At 40.4% G+C, this 22,638-nt stretch carries 22 protein-coding genes; 12 read left to right on the top strand and 10 right to left on the bottom strand.

From position 1 onward, the window contains the following. The first annotated feature begins 77 nt into the window (after positions 1 to 77). From E0H87_RS12345 to E0H87_RS12355, 3 genes are all read left to right on the top strand, one after another. Positions 78 to 689, top strand: coding sequence for a septal ring lytic transglycosylase RlpA family protein (locus tag E0H87_RS12345; protein ID WP_131323875.1), 612 nt, complete (start codon positions 78 to 80; stop codon positions 687 to 689). A 128-nt stretch (positions 690 to 817) separates the two neighbouring features. Continuing rightward, the gene (locus tag E0H87_RS12350; protein ID WP_131323876.1) at positions 818 to 2,596 is read left to right on the top strand and encodes an amidohydrolase; all 1,779 of its coding nucleotides are present in this window, start codon (positions 818 to 820) and stop codon (positions 2,594 to 2,596) included. Between the two features lie 181 nt (positions 2,597 to 2,777). Next, the gene (locus E0H87_RS12355; RefSeq protein WP_131323877.1) at positions 2,778 to 3,233 is read left to right on the top strand and encodes a DUF962 domain-containing protein; all 456 of its coding nucleotides are present in this window, start codon (positions 2,778 to 2,780) and stop codon (positions 3,231 to 3,233) included. Between the two features lie 62 nt (positions 3,234 to 3,295). Here E0H87_RS12355 and E0H87_RS12360 read toward each other — a convergent pair whose 3' ends face one another. The 6 genes from E0H87_RS12360 to rpsB all read right to left on the bottom strand — a co-directional run bounded on the left by E0H87_RS12360 (position 3,296) and on the right by rpsB (position 7,724). Next, positions 3,296 to 3,610 (bottom strand): AzlD domain-containing protein, encoded by a 315-nt coding sequence (locus E0H87_RS12360; protein WP_131323878.1) that lies wholly within the window; start codon positions 3,608 to 3,610, stop codon positions 3,296 to 3,298. Then, positions 3,607 to 4,320, bottom strand: coding sequence for an AzlC family ABC transporter permease (locus E0H87_RS12365; protein WP_131323879.1), 714 nt, complete (start codon positions 4,318 to 4,320; stop codon positions 3,607 to 3,609). The genes E0H87_RS12360 and E0H87_RS12365 overlap by 4 nt, the downstream gene beginning before the upstream one ends. A gap of 176 nt (positions 4,321 to 4,496) precedes the next feature. Continuing rightward, the gene (locus E0H87_RS12370; RefSeq protein WP_131323880.1) at positions 4,497 to 5,327 is read right to left on the bottom strand and encodes a helix-turn-helix transcriptional regulator; all 831 of its coding nucleotides are present in this window, start codon (positions 5,325 to 5,327) and stop codon (positions 4,497 to 4,499) included. 96 nt (positions 5,328 to 5,423) lie between these two features. Next, on the bottom strand, positions 5,424 to 5,900 hold the full coding sequence (locus E0H87_RS12375) for a DUF3465 domain-containing protein (protein WP_131323881.1): 477 nt from the start codon (positions 5,898 to 5,900) through the stop codon (positions 5,424 to 5,426). Positions 5,901 to 5,963: 63 nt separating this feature from the next. Beyond that, on the bottom strand, positions 5,964 to 6,839 hold the full coding sequence (tsf, locus tag E0H87_RS12380; protein ID WP_131323882.1) for a translation elongation factor Ts: 876 nt from the start codon (positions 6,837 to 6,839) through the stop codon (positions 5,964 to 5,966). A gap of 144 nt (positions 6,840 to 6,983) precedes the next feature. Next, positions 6,984 to 7,724 (bottom strand): 30S ribosomal protein S2, encoded by a 741-nt coding sequence (gene rpsB / locus E0H87_RS12385; protein WP_131323883.1) that lies wholly within the window; start codon positions 7,722 to 7,724, stop codon positions 6,984 to 6,986. A gap of 208 nt (positions 7,725 to 7,932) precedes the next feature. On the opposite strand from rpsB, the gene map reads away from it, so the two are divergent. The 6 genes from map (at position 7,933) to E0H87_RS12410 (ending at position 14,725) form a co-directional block, all read left to right on the top strand. Then, positions 7,933 to 8,778 carry a type I methionyl aminopeptidase gene (gene map, locus E0H87_RS12390; RefSeq protein ID WP_016167394.1) on the top strand — a complete coding sequence of 282 codons (846 nt, stop codon included), beginning with the start codon at positions 7,933 to 7,935 and terminating at the stop codon, positions 8,776 to 8,778. Positions 8,779 to 9,085: 307 nt separating this feature from the next. After that, the gene (locus E0H87_RS12395; protein ID WP_131323884.1) at positions 9,086 to 10,156 is read left to right on the top strand and encodes an OmpW/AlkL family protein; all 1,071 of its coding nucleotides are present in this window, start codon (positions 9,086 to 9,088) and stop codon (positions 10,154 to 10,156) included. 429 nt (positions 10,157 to 10,585) lie between these two features. Then, the gene (locus E0H87_RS12400; RefSeq protein ID WP_131323885.1) at positions 10,586 to 11,932 is read left to right on the top strand and encodes an MFS transporter; all 1,347 of its coding nucleotides are present in this window, start codon (positions 10,586 to 10,588) and stop codon (positions 11,930 to 11,932) included. A gap of 384 nt (positions 11,933 to 12,316) precedes the next feature. Further along, positions 12,317 to 13,531 (top strand): MFS transporter, encoded by a 1,215-nt coding sequence (locus E0H87_RS12405; protein WP_131323886.1) that lies wholly within the window; start codon positions 12,317 to 12,319, stop codon positions 13,529 to 13,531. After that, positions 13,524 to 13,661, top strand: a complete 138-nt coding sequence (locus E0H87_RS16075; RefSeq protein WP_165493964.1) for a hypothetical protein — start codon at positions 13,524 to 13,526, stop codon at positions 13,659 to 13,661. Before E0H87_RS12405 ends, E0H87_RS16075 begins: the two co-directional genes overlap by 8 nt. Before the next feature lie 107 nt (positions 13,662 to 13,768). Continuing rightward, the gene (locus E0H87_RS12410; protein ID WP_131323887.1) at positions 13,769 to 14,725 is read left to right on the top strand and encodes a TauD/TfdA dioxygenase family protein; all 957 of its coding nucleotides are present in this window, start codon (positions 13,769 to 13,771) and stop codon (positions 14,723 to 14,725) included. Positions 14,726 to 14,800: 75 nt separating this feature from the next. Here E0H87_RS12410 and sthA read toward each other — a convergent pair whose 3' ends face one another. Beyond that, complete coding sequence (gene sthA, locus E0H87_RS12415; protein WP_131323888.1) at positions 14,801 to 16,216, bottom strand: Si-specific NAD(P)(+) transhydrogenase; 1,416 nt, start codon at positions 16,214 to 16,216, stop codon at positions 14,801 to 14,803. 195 nt (positions 16,217 to 16,411) lie between these two features. Here sthA and lipA point away from each other — a divergent pair, with 195 nt between their 5' ends. Next, positions 16,412 to 17,425 (top strand): lipoyl synthase, encoded by a 1,014-nt coding sequence (gene lipA / locus E0H87_RS12420; RefSeq protein ID WP_131323889.1) that lies wholly within the window; start codon positions 16,412 to 16,414, stop codon positions 17,423 to 17,425. 83 nt (positions 17,426 to 17,508) lie between these two features. Here the strand turns inward: lipA and E0H87_RS12425 are convergent, their stop codons facing one another. Beyond that, the gene (locus tag E0H87_RS12425) at positions 17,509 to 17,766 is read right to left on the bottom strand and encodes a hypothetical protein (RefSeq protein ID WP_131323890.1); all 258 of its coding nucleotides are present in this window, start codon (positions 17,764 to 17,766) and stop codon (positions 17,509 to 17,511) included. A gap of 356 nt (positions 17,767 to 18,122) precedes the next feature. Between E0H87_RS12425 and E0H87_RS12430 the strand changes: the two genes are divergently transcribed. Next, positions 18,123 to 19,355: an acetamidase/formamidase family protein gene (locus tag E0H87_RS12430; RefSeq protein ID WP_131323891.1), complete on the top strand. Its 1,233-nt coding sequence runs from the start codon at positions 18,123 to 18,125 to the stop codon at positions 19,353 to 19,355. A 429-nt stretch (positions 19,356 to 19,784) separates the two neighbouring features. Then, positions 19,785 to 20,072 carry a hypothetical protein gene (locus E0H87_RS12435; RefSeq protein WP_131323892.1) on the top strand — a complete coding sequence of 96 codons (288 nt, stop codon included), beginning with the start codon at positions 19,785 to 19,787 and terminating at the stop codon, positions 20,070 to 20,072. 139 nt (positions 20,073 to 20,211) lie between these two features. Here the strand turns inward: E0H87_RS12435 and E0H87_RS12440 are convergent, their stop codons facing one another. Then, a complete protein-coding gene (locus tag E0H87_RS12440) occupies positions 20,212 to 20,997 on the bottom strand; it encodes a 3-hydroxybutyrate dehydrogenase (RefSeq protein ID WP_131323893.1) in 786 nt (261 codons plus the stop codon). 58 nt (positions 20,998 to 21,055) lie between these two features. Beyond that, a complete protein-coding gene (locus E0H87_RS12445; RefSeq protein WP_131323894.1) occupies positions 21,056 to 22,486 on the bottom strand; it encodes a GntP family permease in 1,431 nt (476 codons plus the stop codon). Between the last annotated feature and the right edge of the window lie 152 nt (positions 22,487 to 22,638).

A 22,638-nucleotide genomic window follows, 5' to 3' on the forward strand; every position in this document is an offset into this window, starting at 1 on the left:
TAAATCGACCCGTTTGCTTGTAATTCAAGGTTTTACTGCTGAATTACTACTCTGCAAACCCGTCTTTAGGAGATTTTATGCATTCTTCAGTGAAATATATTCTTGCCATAGCGACCACGTTCGCCCTGACCCAGTCTGAGGCTGAATTGGTTCAATCATCGTCATTAAATAATGACAATGATAATTCACGTTTAGCAGCACGTGTTTTAAACAAAGATGCTCAGAGTTTTAACTCTCACTTTTCAAATCTAAATAGCCTTTCAATTACTGAGAGTTCTGGAGATAAAATTCGCCGCGAAACCATTGCAGCGAAAATTGAAATCCCAGCAAATGAGCCTTCAGTCATTGACAAGTTAAATGATGTTGCGTCAAACACAGTTCGTCAATTTAGCCAAACTGGTGTAGCTTCATGGTATGGTCGTCAGTTCCATGGTCGTAAAACTGCAAATGGTGAAACATTTGACATGAATGCGTTAACAGCCGCTCATCGTAGCCTGCCACTTAATTGCTACATTCGTGTGACCAACAAAAACAACGGCAAAAGCGTAGTTGTTAAAGTCAATGACCGTGGTCCATTCCATGGCAACCGTGTGGTCGATCTTTCTTATGGTGCTGCCAAACAGCTTGGTATTACCAATGCAGGGACAGCAAAAGTAAGTATTGAACGCGTTGCAGGCCCCAACTCTTAATTTCACAGATGCACAATACATTTGACAAAAAGCCACATCTCAGTGGCTTTTTTTATTTTCTCATTTAATTAATATGTTATTTTAAAAAAAAGACAATAAATCGACGACCTGTGGGGGGAAACGATCTAATGACAAAATCAATCCAATATTTAACAATTTCACATTTAAAAGTTTTTGCTGTGCTCAGTACGGTTTTATTGTCTGCTTGTAGTTACTCCATCTCAAAGCATATCCATCGCGGTCAAAAAATAGACCCCAGACAAGATTCTACTTTTATTCTGCATGGCGGTCCCATTCTTACTATGCAAGGCGATACCCCGACTTACGTAGAAGCGATGTTGGTCGAAAATGGGATGATCAAATTTACTGGCTCTCTTGCTGATGCCAAACGACTCAATTTGCGTGCTCAACGATTTAACTTAAAAAATCATACTGTGATTCCCGGACTCATCGATGCGCACAGCCATGCTAATAGCGTCGGCTTACAGCAAACTGTTGCCAATCTTTATTCTCCCCCAGATGGCAAAGTCACCGATATCCCCTCTTTAATTCAAGCAATGCAAGCATGGAAAAATAATAATCCCACCTTTATTCAACAAGCTTCGGGGTGGATTATTGGCAATGGATATGATGATGCCCAATTAAAAGAACAACGCCATCCTACCGCTAAGGAACTGGATGAAATCTCAACCGAACAACCTGTGATTGTTTTACATCAATCTGGTCATTTGGCTACAGTTAATACCAAAGCACTCAAACTACTCAAAATTGATGCCCAAACCCCAAATCCAACTGGTGGAGTTATTCGTCGTAAAGCTAATTCTAAAGAACCCAATGGTGTACTTGAAGAAAGTGTAGTTTTTAAAGCCATGATCCAAATTTTCCAGCATATGCCACCCGAAACCATGGAAAACATGGCGCTGACGGCTGTTCAGACTTATGTCAAAAATGGATACACCACCATTCAAGAAGGTCGAGCAGATGCAGGGACTTCAGAAATGTGGCGAGATTTAGCGAAAAATGGCAAATTGCCAGTAGATTTGGTGGTCTATCCAGATATCAGCACCGAAAAAAACTATATGCTGCAACATGGCACTACTCGGGAATATAAACACCATTATAGAATTGGGGGCGTCAAAATTAGTCTGGATGGATCTCCACAAGGTAAAACTGCTTGGCTCACCAAACCCTATCTAGTCCCGCCTGAAGGTCAAAAAAAATCTTATCGGGGTTATGCAGCCTTCCCACAACAAAGTACGGTACAAAATCTGATTGATTTAGCTTTTCAAAATAATTGGCAAATTTTAGCGCACGCCAATGGCGATGCTGCAATTGATCAATATTTAAATACCATTGAGAAAGCTACAGCTAAATTTCCAACCCAAGATCGGCGCAATGTGATTATTCACGCACAAACCATGCGCGAAGACCAATTGGATAAGGCCAAAGAATTGAAGCTCATTCCGTCTTTCTTCTCTCTGCATACTTATTACTGGGGAGACTGGCACATTCATGAGACTTTAGGTCTACAACGTGCTCAAAATATTTCCCCTACTGGCTCAGCTTTAAGAAAAGGGATTTTATTTACCGAACATCATGATGCACCCGTCATTCCTCCAAATAGCATGATGACTTTGGACACCACCGTAAACCGTGTGACCCGTAGCGGTAAAATTTTAGGTGCGGATCAACGTGTCAATCCTTATCTTGCGCTCAAGAGCATGACCAGTTGGGCTGCCTATCAATATTTTGAAGAAGACAGCAAAGGTACACTGGCTGCTGGGAAATTAGCTGACTTTGTGATTCTAGATAAGAACCCGATGACGGTACCTAGCGATCAGATCAAAAATATTAAAGTGCTTGCGACCTTTAAAGAAGGCAAAGAAATTTTTCATGCAGGAAATTAAATTTGTGAAGACCAACTTAAAACGCAGTTCAAACTAATTGAACTGCGTTACTGCATAACAAAACAAATGATAGAAACGGGCTAAAATTTAATTTCAAATTTTGACCTCGTTTGTTTTCTATTTTATAGTTTCTCAAGAACAAGGATATAAAAAATACAATAAGCATTTGCAGGAGCAACGCATGAAAACGATAAACGAATGGTTCGATGAATACAGTGAAAGCCACCAAAATAAAACCAATAAAATGATTCACTGGCTTTGCGTACCGACAATTCTTTTTTCCATCATTGGCATTTTGGCGCATTTCAGCGTACTGCTGACTGCCCTCATTGTAATTCTCACCCTTATTTTTTATAGTCGACTCGATATTGTTTTAGCCATAGCAATGGCAGCCCTCATATTTGTAATGGCATGGCTTATTTTGATTTTACCTGTTGGGGTCGGTTTTTATATTGCATTGTTCATTTTTGCTTGGATTGGGCAATTTTACGGGCATAAAATTGAAGGAAAGAAACCTTCTTTCTTCAAAGACCTCCAATTCCTCCTCATTGGCCCAATTTGGTGTATGGATGCATATCTAAGTAAACTGATACCCAAACTAAAAACCCACGCTAGAGCGCAAATGAACGCCATTTAGCGCATAAGCAAATTTTTCACAGTGGAATTACGCTTTTCGGCATGCTTCCACTGTAAATTTGCTTAAAACACCCAAACTTCTAATGCATAAAAAAACAGCAAACTTAAAGCCAAACTGATTAAAACTTTCCTTAAAAATAAGGATACAAACACGCAAAATATCGCCGCATAAAAATAACTATTGCCCTGCAATGATCTCCACTCACCGTGATCAAAGAAAATAATCGGCATACAAATTGCGCTTAATAAACATGGTGCTGAATATTTCAACATGAGTTCGAAAAACATTGGAAATTGAAGAGCAACTTTAGGTTCTAAAAATACATAACGATTAAAAAACACAATTGCAGCCAACAAAAAAATAAAGGTCCAACTCATTTTTCTTGCCCCCAATGCTCCAGACACGCCGCAACAAACATTCCCAACATGCCAGAAATTAAAATGGAGGCTTCTATATGCAGCGCGGTTAAACACAACGAGCTTAAAATTGTGGTGATGACACCAATTAAACTCATCCAATTTTTAATAAATGGAACAACAATCGCCACCAAAACAGCAACGATAGAAAAATCCAAATGCAAGCTCGACAAATTAGGAACAGTCGAAGCCAAATAAATTCCCAAGAGACTAAATAACACCCAAGCGAGATAAAAACACAAGCCAGCACCCAATAAGTAATATGGACGACGCTGTTGCTTGGTCATGGCGACTGCAAATAATTCATCCGTCAATAAAAAACCCAATGGAATGCGGTAATAACTCGCCAAAACCGAGATATCTTTACGCAAGGTTAAAGCATAAATAAAATGCTGGCTGGTCAAGAAAAATACGGTAATTGCAATCGTCAATACTGTTGCATCCGCAGACCACATCCCCAAACTTACCAGTTGTGCGGCACCCGCAAACACGATTGCCGACATAGCCACCGCCTGCGGAATGCTCAGTCCCACATCAATGGCAACTGAACCCGCTAAAATTCCCCATGGCAGTACCGCAATCGATAAAGGAACGATATCGAAAGCACCTTGGATAAAATCGTGAGATTTATGATGACTTGCAGCAGTCAATTGCTGTTGAGAAAGATCCATAATACATCTACTGAATAAACACACCAATAAAATAGGTGTTTTGCAGCATGCTGATCTTGTACAAAATTGCTGAATTACTGTGAAATGATTATGTTGTAGAAACGAAGCAAATAATCTCAATTAAATTGATAAATTTTAATCACTTAAATAACAAATTCAAATTAGAGTCGTTTCCTCTAACGTAGACTCATCACATATTGCAAAGGTGTCACCCCCACTGATTTTTTGAAATGCCGATTAAAATGACTCTGATCTGAAAAACCACATAAATCCGCCACCAAGGCAATATTTTCACCGCGTTTTAAAAGCTGCTTAGCTTGGTGTAAGCGAAACTGAATTAGCCATGCGTGGGGTGGAAGACCCGTATATTTTTTAAATTGTCGCAAAAAATGCCAAGGGCTTAAGCCTGCTGTTTCCGCCAATTCGTTCAGTGAATATTCCTTTTCAGGCGCACTTGCCAATAAATCTTTAATCATCAATATGCGATTTTGTGCTTCAGGCAAAGGCAACTCACCCAGCTTCGTGCGGCTGTGATGTGACATCAAATAAGCCAGTGTGGACAGATATAATGTTTGTTTAAATAATTGATTATCTTTATTTTCTAATAAATCGAACAATAAGCTCAGTTGTTGTGCCAAGCCTTCATCCTGAATCACGGCGTGTGGAAACCACGGCATCGTTCCTGAAGGTTGAAAAAAATCCTGACTCACATCTCTTAACATTTCAGGTGTCGGATAAATGGCGCGATAACGCCAACCCGTCTCCACTGCGGATGAACCCGTATGCACTTCATCAGCATTCACTAAAATGATATGCCCTTTAGGTGCAATATGCAGTGCACCTGTACGATAAAATGACTGTGCCCCTTCCTCTATCACACCGATACAATAACCTTCATGCACATGTTTAGAGAATTGTTTTTGCACATAAGAAGCATTCAGTAACTCTAAGCCGCCCAATTCTTGGACATGCTTAAACTTAACAAATTCATGCTTCACTTTACTCATCTCGTTAATTCTTTATTCATGTCAGCTAAACTTACTTTCACATGCAAAATAACATGTCTATTTTTGCTGTATAGAACAAAATTGCTCTCTCATTCTTTATTGATAAATTCTGCCCTGATGTTTTAACCAACCATCGATATGATGCTGCTGTGGATCATGATGCGTCCAATGAATGACACCACCCTTCGGGTTGTATTCATATTCGCCATAAAATTCAACCACATCCCCTTTTTTTAAATTTTCTATTCTAGGAGCCAAATCAATATTATGCGCGACCAACACAGTCAAGCCATTCTGTAAGGACAATATAAATTTCTGGTGCCTTGAGCCTTCATGATCATCAGCCAGAATCGCCTTAACTACGCCACTTGCACGGACTTGAACATTTTTTTGCTGTTGCTGAAAGGCCTGTTGTATTTTCTGACTATCATCAACCGTTGATATTATTTCCGATGAAATCGTCGTTGAAGACTCATTTTTAGGAAGCGTATGCTGTTCTCGGTTTATCCCTAGATAGGCAGCAATGAGAACCAAAATAACAACGCCAATTCTTAAATTTGTTTTATTCATCATTTTGTTATCCTTTTTATTCGATATAAAAAAAGCCCCAAACGGGGCTTTTTTTGCAAAATAAAATTATTTCGCAGCAGCTTGAGCAGCAGCAACTTCTTCAGCAAAAGAAAGTTCAGCTTTTTTCTCAATGCCTTCACCCACTTCGAAACGAACGAATTGAGCAACAGTTGTACCAGTCGCTTTTAATACGTCAGCAACTTTCTTGTCGTTGTCAATTACGTACATTTGACGCTCAAGAACAACTTCATTCAAGTATTTCTCAACTGAACCAGTTACCATCTTCTCAACGATGTTTGCTGGCTTGCCAGATTCGATCGCTTTCGCTTCAGCAATTTCTTTCTCTTTCGCGATAAGATCAGCAGAAACACCTTCAGCAGTTACAGCAACTGGGTTGAACGCAGCAACGTGCATTGCAATACCTTTACCAGTATCAGCTTGACCAGTATAAGCAACAACAACACCAATTTTTAAACCGTGTTTGTAAACTGCAAGGTTTTCACCTTCAACAATTTTAGCACGACGTACTTGAATGTTTTCACCGATTTTTTGAACAAGAGCAATACGCGCTTCTTCAACAGTCGTGCCGTCTTCAAGTTTAAGTTCAGCAATTTTAGCAGCATCAGTTTCGCCAGCAGCAAGTGCAGCAGCAGCAACTTTAGCAGAGAAGCCAGCAAAGTTTTCGTCTTTAGCAACGAAGTCAGTTTGGCAGTTTACTTCTAAAAGAAGAGCTTTGTTGCCTTCTTGAGCAATTGTGATCGCGCCGTCAGCAGCGATGTTGCCCGCTTTTTTAGCAGCTTTAGCTTGACCAGATTTACGAAGGTTATCAATCGCTAATTCGATGTCACCGTTCGCTTCTGTTAATGCTTTTTTACATTCCATCATTGCTAAACCAGTACGGTCACGCAATTCTTTAACCATGCTTGCAGTAATAGCAGTCATGTGTATCTCCTAAAAATCGGTAGAAAATGAATTCTTTTTAGAACAGAAACGGCCCAGAGGGATGCTCATGGGCCGTCTGCATACATGACGCTTACTTTGCCACCATCACATGTCGCAAAAATGACAAGCTTGCGTCAAAACGCATTAAGCCTCAGGAGCTTCTTCGCCTTTCGCTTGTGCATTTGCTTGAGTTTGAGCGTACTCTTTACCAGCAAGGATCGCATCAGCCATAGCAGAAGCGTAAAGTGTTACTGCACGGATCGCATCGTCATTACCCGGGATAACGAAATCAACGTTGTCTGGGTTAGAGTTTGTATCAACGATACCGATTACAGGAATACCAAGGTTCTTAGCTTCTTTAATCGCGATTGATTCGTGGTCAACGTCGATTACGAATAATGCGTCAGGTAAACCACCCATGTTTTTAACGCCGCCTAAAGCACGTTCAAGTTTGTCCATCTCACGAGTACGTTCTAAAGCTTCACGTTTAGTAAGCTTAGCAAAAGTACCGTCTTGAGATTGAGTTTGAAGGTCTTTTAAACGGTTGATAGATTGGCGAAGTGTTTTCCAGTTCGTCAACATACCACCTAACCAACGGTGATCTACATATGGTTGACCAGCGCGTTGAGCTTGTTCACGGATGATGTTAGAAGCAGCACGTTTAGTACCAACGAACAATACTTTGTTCTTTTTGCTTGCAAGATTGTTAACAAAGTTCAAAGCATCATTTAACGCAGGAACAGTGTGCTCAAGGTTGATGATGTGAATTTTGTTACGCGCGCCAAAAATGTATTGACGCATTTTTGGGTTCCAGAAACGAGTTTGGTGACCAAAGTGCGCACCTGCTTGAAGAAGGTCGCGCATGCTTACGTTGTAATCTGCCATTTTCTTTACCTTAAAGTTTGGGTTAGGCCTCCATATATCCGCATTCTCCACCCTTTAAGGGCACCCAGAGTAATGTGTCGATATATGTGCGGATTTTATTGCCCCATCGCACAAAGCCCGTGAAATTTATTCACGAAAAAGCATTTGATAAAATGGGCGGCTATTTATACCATAGTCACATATAAATTTCCAAAAGTTTTTAGAGATCATGAATACAACCTATCAAGCTCCTCGTCGATTAATTAAAACTGCCGATGAAATTGAAAAAATGCGTGTGGCAGGACGACTGGCGGCGGAAGTGTTGGATATGATCAAACCGCATATCAAACCCGGGGTAACGACCCTCGAATTAGACACGATTTGTCACGATTATATTGTGAACGTGCAAAATGCGATCCCTGCATGTTTAGGTTATGGTGCGGCACCAGGTCGTCCAGCTTTTCAGCACACCATTTGTACTTCTGTGAACCACGTGGTATGTCACGGGATTCCATCTGAAAGCAAAATCTTAAAGAAAGGCGATATTTTAAATATTGACGTCACTGTGATTAAAGATGGTTATCACGGCGATACCAATATGATGTACGTGGTTGGAGAAGAAACCTCTATTCTTGCTGACCGCTTATGTAAAGTAGCACAAGAAGCCATGTACCGCGGTATTGCAACTGTAAAACCGGGTTCGACCATTGGTGATATTGGTCTCGCAATTCAAAAATATGTTGAGTCTGAGCGCTTTAGCGTCGTTCGTGAATACTGTGGTCACGGTATCGGTACCGTATTCCATGACGAACCTCAAGTATTGCATTATGGCCAAGGTAACAGTGGCATGATTCTAGAAGAAGGCATGACCTTTACCATTGAACCAATGGTCAATGCAGGTGTATGGCAAACCAAATTACTGGGTGACAAATGGACAGTTGTGACCAAAGATCATAAGCTTTCTGCGCAATACGAACACACCATTTTAGTGACTAAGGATGGTGTGGAAATTTTAACTGCACGCCCTGAAGAAGATTTATCACGTTTTCAAACTGAAGCTGTGTCATTGGCTTAAAAGCTAAGTCCGTTGTCAAAAAGGTCACCTTCGGGTGATCTTTTTTTATATTCAAAGTTATTCTTTGATTCTATTTTCTTATTGATTTATTGACATTTAATCGTACTCTTTTTCTTAAAAACTTGAATCAACCGTGCTTTTCTCCCCTTACACGATACATTTAAAATTAACAGAATCACAAAAAAATTACGGTATTTTTCACAATCTTTCAAAAGGATTCCCTTTCAAAAACAACAGTTTTCTTTCTCCGCTGTATTGAATAATGCCCCTGAATAAAAATGATGAAAATGGACATGGAGTCCCCCCTATGCAAAAAACAGGATTAGCATTTTCAATTGCGATTACCCTTATCCCGACATTTAGCCATGCTAAATCACCCTATTTTAGCCTACAAGATGGTGATGGCTTTAAACGCTTCTCTATTTCTGTCGGTGCATTACATGTTATGCCACAAGGCCAAGCCCAACCATTTCGAGTCAACACGGCAGTCAAGGAAGGTGAAACCGCGAATGTGGGCAGTATTCAAGCGCAAACCGTTTTAGACAATATTCAATCAGGCAGTGACGTTAATCCACTGTTGAATGCAACTCTTAAAGGATTGGCTGCCATTGATGCACCCGTCCCTTCGAGTCTCAGTGGTACTGCCGAAATACAGGGTTTAAGCCAATGGGATAATGCAGGTACGGGGCTTCAGGCGGATGATGTGACAACTTTAGGCATCATGAGCAATTATTTCTTTACCGACCATGTGTCCCTTGAGGTTAAAGCTGGGATTCCTCCTAAAGTCGATTTACAAGGTCAAGGAAAAATCTATGCCCCCTTTTCAGCGATTGCAAGTCCTTTAGGTGGTGCTTTAGGAAAGCTTGAACTTGAAAATGATATTTTCATCACCGATTTGGCTGCGCATGGTGCCGCTGCTTCAGCTCGAGCATGGACACCTGCATTTGAATTGCAATATCACTTTGGCAAAACTGGGGTGAATAAATTTCGTCCCTATGTTGGTTTAGGCGTCATGTATGCTTATTTTAATGAATTAGAAATGAACCCACGCATTGAACAAGATTTAATTGCCGCTGGTCATATGATTGCCAATATTAAAGAAGGTCATGCTGGCGGATCTTTAGAAGGTAAAACCAGTTCAGCCAATCCTCAAGTGGATCTTGAAGCATCTGATGCCTTTGCACCGATTGCCACAGTTGGATTTACCTACGATTTTAATAGCAATTGGTTTGCTGTCGGTTCGGTCAGTTATGCTCAACTCAGTAATGACACCACCATTACCGTGACCGATGCCAAACTCGGTGAACTTATCCGCTCCAAAGCCGATATTGAAATCAATCCAATTCTCGCTTATGCAGGGATTGGTTATCGCTTTTAAAATGCGAAAACGCATTCTGAGTTATCTTCATGGTATTCATTCAAATAGTATGAATACAGTGGAATATCTGCTGAATTTTATCCATCCAACTCATCACCTAAAGTGCATTGTTCTGATGCACTTTTATTGAATACTTTAAAGAATGAATTATTTTTGATCAGATTTTATCCTTTTTATCCAGCGTCATTTTCTCTGAATTTCATGATCTCTGAACTCATATTAACCAATAGACTCAAGTGTTTAATCACTGTATCTGTTGAATCAATGCAAAATCCGCACTTTTGGCATATTGCTTGCACTTTATAATTTATAAGATGAATCAACGTCGATTCACACAGTATGTAGACGGCCAACGATGTCCGTTCTGATCGGATTACAAGCAACTTAAAAAGCTTGTAAACAAAATTACGCTCAGTTCAGGGGATGGTTATGTCTTCAGCAATAAATAGCGATGAAAAAAAAGCGACACAAATTAAACTTTTTAATTTTTCTACACCCGCCATGCGTGCGTTCCATATGACTTGGCTCGCATTTTTTGTCTGCTTCTTCGCATGGTTTGCCTGTGCACCACTCATGCCTGTAATTAAAGGCGAATTTAATTTAACCAAAGATCAAATTGCCAACATTAATATTGCAGCCGTTGCGATTACTATTTTAATCCGTCTGATTGTCGGCCCGTTGTGTGATAAATATGGCCCTCGAAAAACCTATACTGCCCTTCTATTACTCGGCAGTATTCCTGTATTTGGCGTTGCATCTGCCAATACCTACGAATCCTTTTTATTTTTTCGTCTACTGATTGGTGCCATTGGTGCGAGTTTTGTGATTACCCAATACCATACCAGTATTATGTTTGCACCGAATGTCGTGGGTACAGCGAATGCAGCGGCGGCTGGCTGGGGTAATGCAGGCGGTGGTGCAACACAAGCCCTCATGCCGCTTCTTCTTGGTGCAATTGTAATGTTTGGCGTAGAGCAAAGTATGGGATGGCGCATTGCTCTGCTTGTACCGGGCATCATGATGGTGATTGTGGGCATCTTATATTGGAAGCTCACTCAGGATTGCCCTCAAGGGAATTTTAAAGAACTCCGTGCGCAAGGTATTGAAGTCGGTAGCGGTAAAAAAGGTGGTACAGCAATTTTGCTGCAAGCTGCACGCAATTATCGCGTTTGGATTCTGTTCGTGTCTTATGCTGCATGTTTTGGTATTGAAATTTTCATTCATAATGTTGCTGCAATGTATTATGTAGATCACTTCAATATGGGGCTTAAAGAGGCAGGTTTAACTGCGGGTATTTTTGGGCTATTGGCACTTTTTGCTCGTGCTTTGGGTGGTATTATTTCGGATAAAGTAGCTGTTACGAAAGGCTTAGATGGACGTACCAAAATCTTATTCATCCTGATTTTATGCGAAGGTTTATTCCTTATACTATTTTCGCAAATGAATGTGGTTAGCCTTGCAATCATCAGCATGACCGTTTTTGCACTCTTTACCCACATGGCGTGTGGTGCCACTTATGCACTGGTGCCTTTTATTGACCGTGATGCTCTAGGAGGTGTTGCAGGCATCATCGGTGCTGGGGGTAATGTGGGTGCAGTCGCAGCAGGTTTCCTGCTTAAAGGTCTGCTTGATGTTCAAACTTGTCTTATGATTTTAGGTGGACTCGTAACGGTTGCAGCTTTCAGTGTGATTTTCATTCGCTTCTCTGTAGAACATCAAATCAAAGAAAAACAACTTTTTGATCAAGCTATCTTAGAACGAAAGAGTTTAGCGTAACACTTTAGTCCCTGAGTACAGATGATGATCTATCAATCATCTGTACTTGATCAAAATAATCTACTGTATCTTAAATAAAAAATGAAATTGGCTCGCAACCTAATCCCCCATGACTCAGTATTAAATATAAAATTAATTTTTATAAGTATAAATTCTGCAAAATAAATGACGCATTCGTACCATCCATATACTTAAAGATTATGTTACTCCTCAGTGTCCTAAATATACAAACAATCACTGTTTCAATAGTTTTCACATATTCATAATGCTGCACTAATCCCTCAATCATTACGTCACTTTTCAAATGTTTTAATCAAATATCGAAATTAATCGATATATTGCGTACAATACTGCCAAACTTATATTTCAAAGACGAATGCGGCAATGACCCAAAGTCAATTTTCAAAACCCCTTATTTATATGCTGATTGGTAGCGCCATCATTTTGGCGCTTTCGCTAGGTGTTCGACATGCATTTGGACTCTATTTGGTTCCTATGAGCCATGAATTTGGTTGGGGGCATAACGTTTTTAGTTTAGCAATCGCATTACAAAACCTGATTTGGGGTGCTGTACAACCAATTACGGGAGCTTTTGCTGATAAATATGGCAGTAAAATTGTCGTCACGGTAGGGGGAATCCTCTACGCGATTGGCTTATTACTCATGTCCGTCAGCTCTACAGGTTTTATGCTGAATGTCAGTGTCGGTCTGATTTTAGGTTTAGCTTTATCAGCTACCTCATTCCCTGTTTTATTATCAGCGGTAGGTCGCGCAGCTCCCCCTGAAAAACGTAGTTTGGCTATGGGCATTGCCAGTGCCGCAGGCTCGTTTGGGCAATTTATTATGCTGCCATCCACCTTATTGCTTTTGCAAAATATTGGTTGGTCAGCCGCTTTAATTGTCAGTGCTATTTTAATTGCTTTTATAGTTCCGCTTGCTTGGATGCTAAAAGCGCCCATGTATGTGGCACCAAATAGCCAAACTACAAGTACTGCACCCGCACTCAGCTTCAAACAAATCTTAAACATTGCAAAAGCACATAAACCTTTCTGGTTTTTATCTTTAGGTTTTATGGTGTGTGGCTTCCAAGTGGTGTTTATTGGTATTCACCTGCCTGGCTATCTGATTGATCATGGTTTTGATGCGACCACAGGCACCGTGTTTCTCGCTTTAGTGGGATTATTCAATATCTTTGGCACTTACGGCGCGGGCTGGTTAGGAGGTAAATTTTCTAAACCCAAACTACTTATGGGCTTATATGCGTTACGTGGCATCGCCATGATTGCCTTTTTAGCCTTACCGCTCAGCACTTGGACGGTCTATAGTTTTGGCGTCATTATGGGTTTATTATGGTTATCTACCGTACCATTAACTAACGGGATTGTGGCCAATATGTTCGGTATTCGCTATTTATCCATGCTGAGCGGTCTTGTATTTTTTACCCATCAAGTCGGTTCATTTTTTGGTGGATGGCTCGGAGGCGTTAATCATGACATGACTGGCAATTATCAAGCTGTTTGGATGATTTCAATTGCACTCAGTGTTTTAGGTGTCCTGGTTCATTTCTTTGTCGATGAAAAGGCGGTGGTCCATGAATAATTCATCTGTATTTTGGATTAAAACTTCTGTTGTGATGCTCATCATCAGTTTATTGGCGCTCGCAATTATTTTATGGATGCAAACTCCTCAGCTATTTGAATATTTCAATCAAGCCTTCTGCCCACATTAATCTCTTCAAGACTGGCTCTAGTTTTCATAAACTCAGCATTTATTCTTATTTCAAAAAATGCTGAGTTTTTCTTAGTTTAAAACAACAAGAAATTTAGAGTAATAACAATGACCAGTCTTACACAACTTTCTCAAGCCATTCATGATGCACCGCAATGGCATTTAGCTGAAGCATTTCAACATCCAAATGAAATTCAAATTACCCCATTGAAAGACCAAGCTTTAGGTGCAGTTGTGACAGGCTTAGATGCACGTAAAGCCCAGTCAGGTGAGACCATTTTTCGTCTTAAACAAGCTCTGGCAAAACATTTAATTTTGATCTTTAAACAGCAAAGTTTAGATGATTTACAATATTTAGCCTTTGCCAGCTACTTTGGTTCAATTTTCCGCCCAAGCGCAGATAATCCCGTACTTGCTAGCCAATCCGATACTGGTGTTCCACCTGATGTTGTCCCTGTGTCAAATGCAGTAGGTCAAGGAGACTACACAGGTCACGGCGAGCTCAGTCCACATGCCGATCACCAATGGACACCTCTTCCCTCTTTCGGCTCACTGCTTTATGCGATTGAACTTCCACAAAACGGTGGACAAACCGCTTGGTTCAATACCATTAAAGCCTATGACGCCCTCCCAAATGAGATTAAAAAGAAAATCGATTCGTTACAGCTCATTACCTATAACCCCTTTGTCCGTGCACAAAGCAATACAGGAACGAACGGTTATGCAGATTCACCTTACTATCGCTTTAAAGATCAGCCAATTTTAGGACATGCCTATCCCCATCCACTTGTACGTACTCACCCTGAAACTGGACGTAAAGCATTGTGGCTGAATACGCGTTCGGAAGTTGAATTGGTTAATGTGGATGATGTTAAAGGCAGTGAACTCATCGCAGAGCTTCGAGCACATCTCCTAAAACCAGAGTTTCGCTACGAACATCATTGGGAAACGGGAGATATTGTGTTTTGGGACAATCAAGCCACATTACATTCCAGAACACCCTTTCCCGCTGAACAACGTCGCTTATTAAAACGTATTAGCTTGGCAGGTGCTCGACCTTTCTAAACGATATTCATCATTCCTCAACGCATAAAAAAGCCCATTAATTAAAATGGGCTTTTTATTCACTTCACTGAATGTTTAGAACAAACGGTTCATACCATTCAAAGTCGCTACACGGTATGCTTCCGCCATTGTTGGGTAGTTAAATGTCGTTTCCACAAAATACTTGATGGTATTATTTGGACTGTTCATCACTGCTTGACCAATGTGAATAATTTCCGCAGCGTTATTACCAAAGCAATGCACACCTAAAATTTCCAAGGTATCACGATGGAACAGAATCTTTAATTCACCGACGGTATCCCCTGTAATTTGCGCACGAGCTAAATGACGGAAAGAGGCCTGACCCACTTCATACGGAATTTTTTCTTCCGTTAATTGCTGTTCGTTCTTACCAATCGAAGAAATTTCTGGAATGGTGTAGATCCCTGTAGGAATATCAACTACGGGTTCAACACCTTCTTCACCACTCATATTTGCCCCTGCACAACGACCTTGGTCATAGGCAGCAGAAGCCAGTGATGGCCAACCAATCACATCACCCGCAGCGTAAATATTGTCAACTTCAGTTTGGTATTGATCATTCACGGTAATTTGACCGCGGCTGTTTGGTGTAATACCCACATTCTCAAGACCTAAACCATCGGTATTACCAGAACGACCGTTACACCATAAAATCGCATCGGCTTTAATTTTCTTACCACTGAGCAAATGCATCACAACGTGATCATCGAAAGTTTCAAGATGATCAATCTGTTCATTATGACGAATCAATACACCCTGCTCACGCAAGTGATAAGAGAGTGCATCCGAAATTTCGTCATCTAAATAGCTGAGTAATTTCATTTGGGTATTGATCAGATCAACTTTATGATCTAAGCCAATGAAAATTGACGCATATTCACAGCCGATCACACCCGCACCATAAATGATGATTTTCTGGATCGAGAAATCCAAATCCAAGATTTTATCTGAATCAAATACGCGCGGATGATTAAAATCAAGCATCGCAGGACGATATGGACGGCTACCTGTCGCAATCACCAACTGCTTAAACATGATGGTTTCTTTAATCCCTTCGGGCGTAAAAACCAAAATTGTGTTTTGATCTTGGATATAAGCACGACCGTGGAAAATATCAATCTTGTTACGATCGTAAAAACGCGAGTGCGTCTCAACTTGTTGTTGAATGACTTTATGCGCATTGCGTAGCACTTGTTTCATGGTGAATTGTTTCCAATCCCCCACTTTTTGGAACATTGGGTCGCGTTGATAGCGAATAATGCTCGATACAGTTTGACGCAATGCCTTACTCGGAATTGTGCCAACGTGGGTACAGTTACCCCCCAGTTGCTCTCGCATATCAATAATTGCAACACGCTTGCCCGATTTGGCAAGTTTCATTGCCGCACCTTCACCAGCAGGGCCTGAACCGAGAACGACCGCATCGTATTTCACAAAAGTTCCACTAACGACCTCTTTCTTACGTGCCATTCAACGCTCCTTTTCTATAAATCTGTGTCTATTTTCGCTCTATTATGACTGAAAATAGCTGACTTTGCTGTATTTCATAGTCATATATTGAATGATAACGACATTTAGAAAATGAATAGTGTTTTCGCCCTATCAATGTGCAATTCCGTTATAATGTGGTCATATCTCTCCGTGTAAACAGTGGAAAAGTTGAATATGTCTGAAAGCCGTAAACCTGAACAGGGTGTCAAACTTCGTGGTGCAGAAAAAGTTTCACGTATTCCTGTCAAAGTTGTTCCTACGGTTGAAGTGCCTCGTAAGCCAGACTGGATTCGTGTCAAGATGACAGCGCCTGAGGAAGTTCAACGCATTAAAACAACTTTACGTGCGCAAAAATTACATACCGTGTGTGAAGAAGCTGCTTGCCCAAATTTACCTGAATGTTTTGGTGGTGGTACGGCAACCTTTATGATTATGGGTGACATCTGTACCCGTCGTTGTCCATTCTGTGATGTTGCACATGGTCGTCCAAATGCGCTTGACGCTGATGAGCCGCGTCATATGGCGGAAACCATTTCAAATTTAGGTTTGAAATATGCCGTGATTACCTCGGTAGACCGTGACGATCTATTGGATGGTGGCGCACAGCACTTTGTCGATTGTATTAAAGAAGCACGTAGTTTAAGCCCAAAAACTCTACTCGAGATTTTGGTACCAGACTTCCGTGGTCGTATGGATATTGCTCTACGCATTATGACCGAATGTCCGCCAGACGTGTTTAACCACAATATTGAAACTGTGCCACGTTTGTATAAAGCCATGCGTCCAGGTTCAGATTACCAACACTCTTTAACACTCCTTAAAATGTTTAAAGAGTACTGCCCTGATGTTCCAACCAAATGTGGTTTGATGGTCGGTATTGGTGAAACTGAAGAAGAAGTCATTGCCTTATTAGATGACTTACGCGCGCATGATGTTGATTACGTGACTATTGGTCAGTATTTACAGCCTTCTAAAGAACATGCACCGATTGACCGTTTTGTCAGCCCAGAAGAATTCGAGCGTTACGCTGAACATGGTCGCAAACTTGGTTTTAGAAATATCTGGTCGGCACCGATGGTTCGTTCAAGTTACTTTGCAGACCGTCAATACCATGGCGAACCTGTACCCGCAGTGCGTCGTAAAGTTGACCCAGCAAAGAAAATTGCCGTACAAACAATTGAAGCTTAATTAAGGCTTTGATTTAAAAAACCCTTTAGATCATATATTTAAAGGGTTTTTTATTATCATGAGCATCAATTAAAGCGATTACATTATATCCAGTACACATTAAAACTATAAAAAAATTCATTCACTTCAAAGCGAACTTGATAACCCAATTGGGTCAATTCAGCCGAAAGCTCCCGAATTTCAATTAAAGGTAAATGCTTCGGTAAAACAGCAAAGACTGCTGTATTCCCCTGCTGAGCACTTTCTTCAATTAATTTTGCTAAGCGCTCTTTATAGAGATTGATATCTAATTTGGCGGTTGCCATAAGAATTTTGGCATGTTCGGCGGTAATAAAGCTCATTCTTGTTCTCTTGGTATTGATGAATTATTTCTTTTGATCATAGCAAACAGAATAGAGATACAGTTGAAAAATTATACGAATTTTATCTTTAAATTTCTCACATCATCTATTTTAAAAAATTAAAGCAACCTCACTTTTAAAAAATTCCATCCACCAGAAGTTGCTCCCAAAATAAGCATTTTTTACCTATCAGTATAAAATGATCAATAAAATGCATCATCATAAGTCAAATTAACTAATTTAATTTTCACATAATTTATTGGAAGTATTGAATTGATTGAGAAATCAAAATTGGCATAAGGATTGCTATATATCAAATACATAGATTGGAGATAAATTAAGTAAAGGTCAAACTTATGTTGAAAATTAAACTTATTTCATTGGCTGTATTAACGACATTGAGCTCAGCATTCACCTATGCCGATGATTTCAAAATTCTTAAACAAATATCTGAAAAACCAACCTTACTTAAAGAGGGTACATATAAAGGCAACTACTATGTACCATCCACACTAAATACCATTACTTGGGGCTATTTACCCAATCGAGATGCAAAACCTGTTTTAACGGTAAACTCTGGCAGTATTGTGACTTTTGATACGGTCTCCCACGAAGGTTTACTTGAAGATCAAGGACGAGATGCAGACAAATATTTCCAATCTAAAGGGGTTAAGTCTGAATATATTCTAGATGAAGCCAAAAAAATTACCCAATCCAAACTAGCACATGACTTCCATAAAGATGGTCCACACATTGTTACAGGACCAGTCGCCATTGCAGGTGCTGAGCCCGGGGATATTTTAAAAGTTGAAGTGATTAAGGTCGAACCACGTGTACCCTATGGTGTAATTTCGAATCGACACGGCAAAGGAGCCTTGGTCGGAGAATTCCCAAAGACACCTCAACAAGATAATCCATCTGCTGAGCATCCTGAACGCTTCGGCAATGTTTCAATTTTCACCCCGATTGAAAAGAATGCTCAAGGTGAATATGAAGGTGTGTTAAAGACCGCATCGGGTAAAGCGATTCGTTTCCCGCTTTATCCTTTTATGGGCATTATGGGGGTAGCTGCAAACACCTCGGAACCTGTTCACTCTGTACCACCAGCCTTGTATGGTGGAAATATTGATATTAATGAGCTTGGTGCGGGTGCAACTGCCTATTATCCAGTTCAAGTCAAAGGCGCACTTTTTTACACGGGTGACAGCCATTTCTCGCAAGGTGATGGTGAAGTCGCACTGACGGCATTGGAAGCATCAGCACGTGCGACCCTCAAATTTACCTTATTAAAGGCAGGTAAGGACAAGATTCCGGGGCAAGAAATTAAACAACCTTTAGCTGAAAATGCAGAGTTCTGGATTACCCCTGGTTTAGATGCTGATCTGGATGAAGCGATGAAAAAATCAACCCGTGAAGCGATCCGTTTTTTAAATCAAGAATATGGAATTGATGAAGCGACTGCCTATGCTTACTTAAGTGCCGCAACAGATTTTGAAGTTTCACAAGTGGTTGACCGTACCAAAGGCATTCATGCCAAAATTCGTAAAGCCGATTTCAAAGAGTTTGCTTCAGAAAATCAAAGTAAATAATTTATTATCAATATGAAAATGAAGGTGATTACCCAATCACCTTCATTAAATAAATAGTTTCAATACAATCGACAGAGGTGATTCTCGTACCCATTACACCAATTTAAATTCACTATTGTTTACATCTCATCACCACATTTATACGTCAAGCAATTGATTAAAAAATCAGCAAAGTCATAAACTATTCATATAACCAACGGATTAGGCATACTGACAAGATTCAAACCATGCATACACCTATGACGATAATGAGATTCTAAGCACTTGAGTGCACAAAAGCTTTATCATCTGCTGAGATAAGTCGTAGATATCTTGAAAAATCCCAAAAACATCAGATTATCGACTTACAGCGTGAACTGAATGAGTTCAAATCAATACGTCATCTTCGAGTTGTAATTTATACAAATAACAATTTTACAGGAGGTTGATATGAATTTTCTGACAAATTTATTGGTCGCCAAACCTCTGTCCATTTTCTGGATTGCCTGTATCTTTTTTATCGGCTATTTAATCGTACGTAATTTTAGCCACCAGCATAGTGCAAAATATTTAGGCCTAACCTCAATTTCATGGCTGCTTTATGCGCTCTGGGAATTTTTAGTTCAGCTCAAATCACCAGACGCCAATATTCGTATTGATTTACTCATTATCTGGCCGGTAATTTTTATACTGACTTTTATTTCCATGCTGTTGCTGTTTTTTAAAAGCGAAAAATAAAGAGCCAAGCGAATAGACACTCACCCTCTAAAAAAGAACCAGTCGTTTCCGACTGGTCAAGGAAAAAGTTACGCTGCTATCTAAAGAATTGTGATTCTTTTATGGCTGGATAGCGCCGTATCTTTATTTATAAGTATTGTTATTGCGCGGTGTATCCACCATCCATAACTACAGCCTGCCCTGTAATGCCAGCGCCTTTGTCACTGGCTAAGAAAATTGCATAATTGGCAATTTCTTCGACACTGAGCAAACGCTTTTGTGGCACCATCGCCAAAATCACATCTTCAAGTGCAGAGTCCAAACTCACATTGCGTGTTTTAGCCAAATCCGCAATTTGCCCACGAACCAATGGCGTATCCACATAGCCTGGGCAAAGTGCATTTACGGTAATACCATCACGTGCGCACTCTAAAGCAGCAACTTTCGTCAGGCCAATCACACCATGCTTGGCACTGTTATAGCCTGCTTTACCCGCAAATCCAATTAAGCCATTAATCGATGCCATATTAATAATACGACCTGATTTCTGTGCCTTCATAATTGGAAAGGCATGTTTAATTCCAATAAAAGAACCCGTCAACATGACTTGAATCAGTTTTTGATAGACTGCCGTTGGGAATTCTTCAATGGGTGCAACATGTTGAAAGCCTGCATTATTAATTAAAATATCCAAGGTACCAAAAGTAGTTTGAGCTAACTCAATCGCTGCCTGATACTGGGCTTCATCAGTTACATCACAAGGTGCTGAAAGTGCCTGAAAACCTTGTGCTTTTAATGCCTCAGCCGTTTCCTGACATTTTTCAGCATTCATATCAGAAATTACGACTTTTGCGCCTTCTTGTGCAAACTTCTTGGCAATTTCCAAGCCAATGCCGCTGGCCGAACCTGTAATAAATGCAACTTTATTTTCTAACTGCAAGCTCATGACTTACTCCTTTTACATCTAGCCTGCGACTTGCACAGGCCTAGTCCTCAACGTAATTTTAGACGATACCGAAAATTGTAAATGCAGCAATCACCACAAATACCGCTGTGGTTTTAATAATGGTGACAGCAAAAATATCTTTATACGCTTGCTTATGGGTTAAACCTGTAACCGCAAGTAAGGTAATCACAGCACCATTATGCGGTAAGGTATCCATCCCTCCCGATGCCATAGACACTACACGGTGCATGACTTCAGGCGGAATACCTGCCGCGAGAATTGCTGCATTGTATTGTTCCGCCATCGCACTCAGGGCAATACTCATACCTCCAGAAGCCGAACCAGTAATCCCCGCCAATACCGTTGTCGTCACTGCACCATTCACCAATGGATTGGTAAAAGTTGAACTTAAACCGTGACTAATTAAGGCAAAACCAGGTAATGCCGCGATAATGGCACCAAAACCATATTCCGAAGCCGTATTCATCACCGCGAGTAACGCACCACTAATACTGGTATTCACACCTTCTTTGAACTGTACAATCACACGTTGATAGTCATATAAAAATGCACTGATAATGCCGACAATCAATGCCAAACCCACCGCCCAAATCGCACCCGTTTTTGCTACATCCACAGTGTAATTGGCTAAACCAATCGCATTAAAATCGAAACCGTTTGGATACCATTTTGGAATTGCAGTAGATAAAAACTTGTTCATCACCGCAACTAAAATAAGCGGTACAAAAGCCAGTGCCTGACGCACTTTAGTCCCATTTTGGCTATCTAAAAGATTGACTGATGCGGTTGACTCTGCCGCTGTTTGTACTTGTTCATTCGCGAAACCCGCATAGCCTTCACCCGCTTGTTCCGCTGCACGACAACGCCATTGTAGATAAAGCAAACCCATACACAGTACGAAAATTGCACCAATAATCCCTAGAAAAGGTGCTGCATAAATATTGGTACCAAAGAAGGTCGTAGGAATCACGTTTTGAATTTGTGGCGTACCTGGCAAGGCATCCATGGTAAAGGTAAACGCACCAAGTGCAATTGTGCCTGGAATTAAACGTTTTGGAATGTTCGCTTCTTGGAACAGTTGGTTGGCAAACGGATAAACTGCAAACACCACCACAAATAGGCTCACACCGCTATAAGTCAAAATAGCACCTAACAATACAACCGTTAAAATTGCACGCTTAGCCCCAATCAAACTGACAATGGTTTTCGCAATCGAGGAGGCAATCCCCGACATTTCTACCACTTTTCCAAAAATTGCACCCAGTAAGAAGACCAAGAAATAGTCTTTAATGAAGTTCACCATCTTCGGCATAAATACGCCTGAATAAAATGGTAAAACATGATTAGGTGCAATCAAAAATACCGCAAGCAAGGCACAGAGGGGTGCCATGAGAATGACCGAAAATCCTTTGTAGGCTGTGTACATTAACAAGCCTAAAGACAGCAGGATGACAAAGAAATCCCACATATTCTTTTCTCCCTGATAAAGAATATATAAGGGTGCACACATTGCAATAGACAACGTGATAGACCTTTATTTTTTGACCGAAAAATATGCTCAATTTTATTAAGAGTTATCCTAAACCCTACATAAAAATAACAAGCAAAACCACTTTTAAT

It is taken from the genome of Acinetobacter sp. ANC 4178, from assembly GCF_004331175.1.
Taxonomy (GTDB): Bacteria; Pseudomonadota; Gammaproteobacteria; order Pseudomonadales; family Moraxellaceae; genus Acinetobacter.

Bases quoted from the DNA above. Each gene is read 5' to 3' on its own strand.
- E0H87_RS12365 (WP_131323879.1), bottom strand. From the start codon at position 4,320: ATGGATCTTTCTCAACAGCAATTGACTGCTGCAAGTCATCATAAATCT.
- E0H87_RS12345 (WP_131323875.1), top strand. From the start codon at position 78: ATGCATTCTTCAGTGAAATATATTCTTGCCATAGCGACCACGTTCGCC.
- sthA (WP_131323888.1), bottom strand. From the start codon at position 16,216: ATGGCACGTAAGAAAGAGGTCGTTAGTGGAACTTTTGTGAAATACGAT.
- E0H87_RS12410 (WP_131323887.1), top strand. From the start codon at position 13,769: ATGACCAGTCTTACACAACTTTCTCAAGCCATTCATGATGCACCGCAA.
- E0H87_RS12435 (WP_131323892.1), top strand. From the start codon at position 19,785: ATGAATTTTCTGACAAATTTATTGGTCGCCAAACCTCTGTCCATTTTC.
- E0H87_RS12360 (WP_131323878.1), bottom strand. From the start codon at position 3,610: ATGAGTTGGACCTTTATTTTTTTGTTGGCTGCAATTGTGTTTTTTAAT.
- E0H87_RS12375 (WP_131323881.1), bottom strand. From the start codon at position 5,900: ATGATGAATAAAACAAATTTAAGAATTGGCGTTGTTATTTTGGTTCTC.
- E0H87_RS12440 (WP_131323893.1), bottom strand. From the start codon at position 20,997: ATGAGCTTGCAGTTAGAAAATAAAGTTGCATTTATTACAGGTTCGGCC.
- E0H87_RS12370 (WP_131323880.1), bottom strand. From the start codon at position 5,327: ATGAGTAAAGTGAAGCATGAATTTGTTAAGTTTAAGCATGTCCAAGAA.
- E0H87_RS12400 (WP_131323885.1), top strand. From the start codon at position 10,586: ATGTCTTCAGCAATAAATAGCGATGAAAAAAAAGCGACACAAATTAAA.
- E0H87_RS12350 (WP_131323876.1), top strand. From the start codon at position 818: ATGACAAAATCAATCCAATATTTAACAATTTCACATTTAAAAGTTTTT.
- E0H87_RS12405 (WP_131323886.1), top strand. From the start codon at position 12,317: ATGACCCAAAGTCAATTTTCAAAACCCCTTATTTATATGCTGATTGGT.
- rpsB (WP_131323883.1), bottom strand. From the start codon at position 7,724: ATGGCAGATTACAACGTAAGCATGCGCGACCTTCTTCAAGCAGGTGCG.
- E0H87_RS12445 (WP_131323894.1), bottom strand. From the start codon at position 22,486: ATGTGGGATTTCTTTGTCATCCTGCTGTCTTTAGGCTTGTTAATGTAC.
- E0H87_RS12395 (WP_131323884.1), top strand. From the start codon at position 9,086: ATGCAAAAAACAGGATTAGCATTTTCAATTGCGATTACCCTTATCCCG.
- tsf (WP_131323882.1), bottom strand. From the start codon at position 6,839: ATGACTGCTATTACTGCAAGCATGGTTAAAGAATTGCGTGACCGTACT.
- E0H87_RS16075 (WP_165493964.1), top strand. From the start codon at position 13,524: ATGAATAATTCATCTGTATTTTGGATTAAAACTTCTGTTGTGATGCTC.
- E0H87_RS12355 (WP_131323877.1), top strand. From the start codon at position 2,778: ATGAAAACGATAAACGAATGGTTCGATGAATACAGTGAAAGCCACCAA.
- E0H87_RS12425 (WP_131323890.1), bottom strand. From the start codon at position 17,766: ATGAGCTTTATTACCGCCGAACATGCCAAAATTCTTATGGCAACCGCC.
- map (WP_016167394.1), top strand. From the start codon at position 7,933: ATGAATACAACCTATCAAGCTCCTCGTCGATTAATTAAAACTGCCGAT.
- lipA (WP_131323889.1), top strand. From the start codon at position 16,412: ATGTCTGAAAGCCGTAAACCTGAACAGGGTGTCAAACTTCGTGGTGCA.
- E0H87_RS12430 (WP_131323891.1), top strand. From the start codon at position 18,123: ATGTTGAAAATTAAACTTATTTCATTGGCTGTATTAACGACATTGAGC.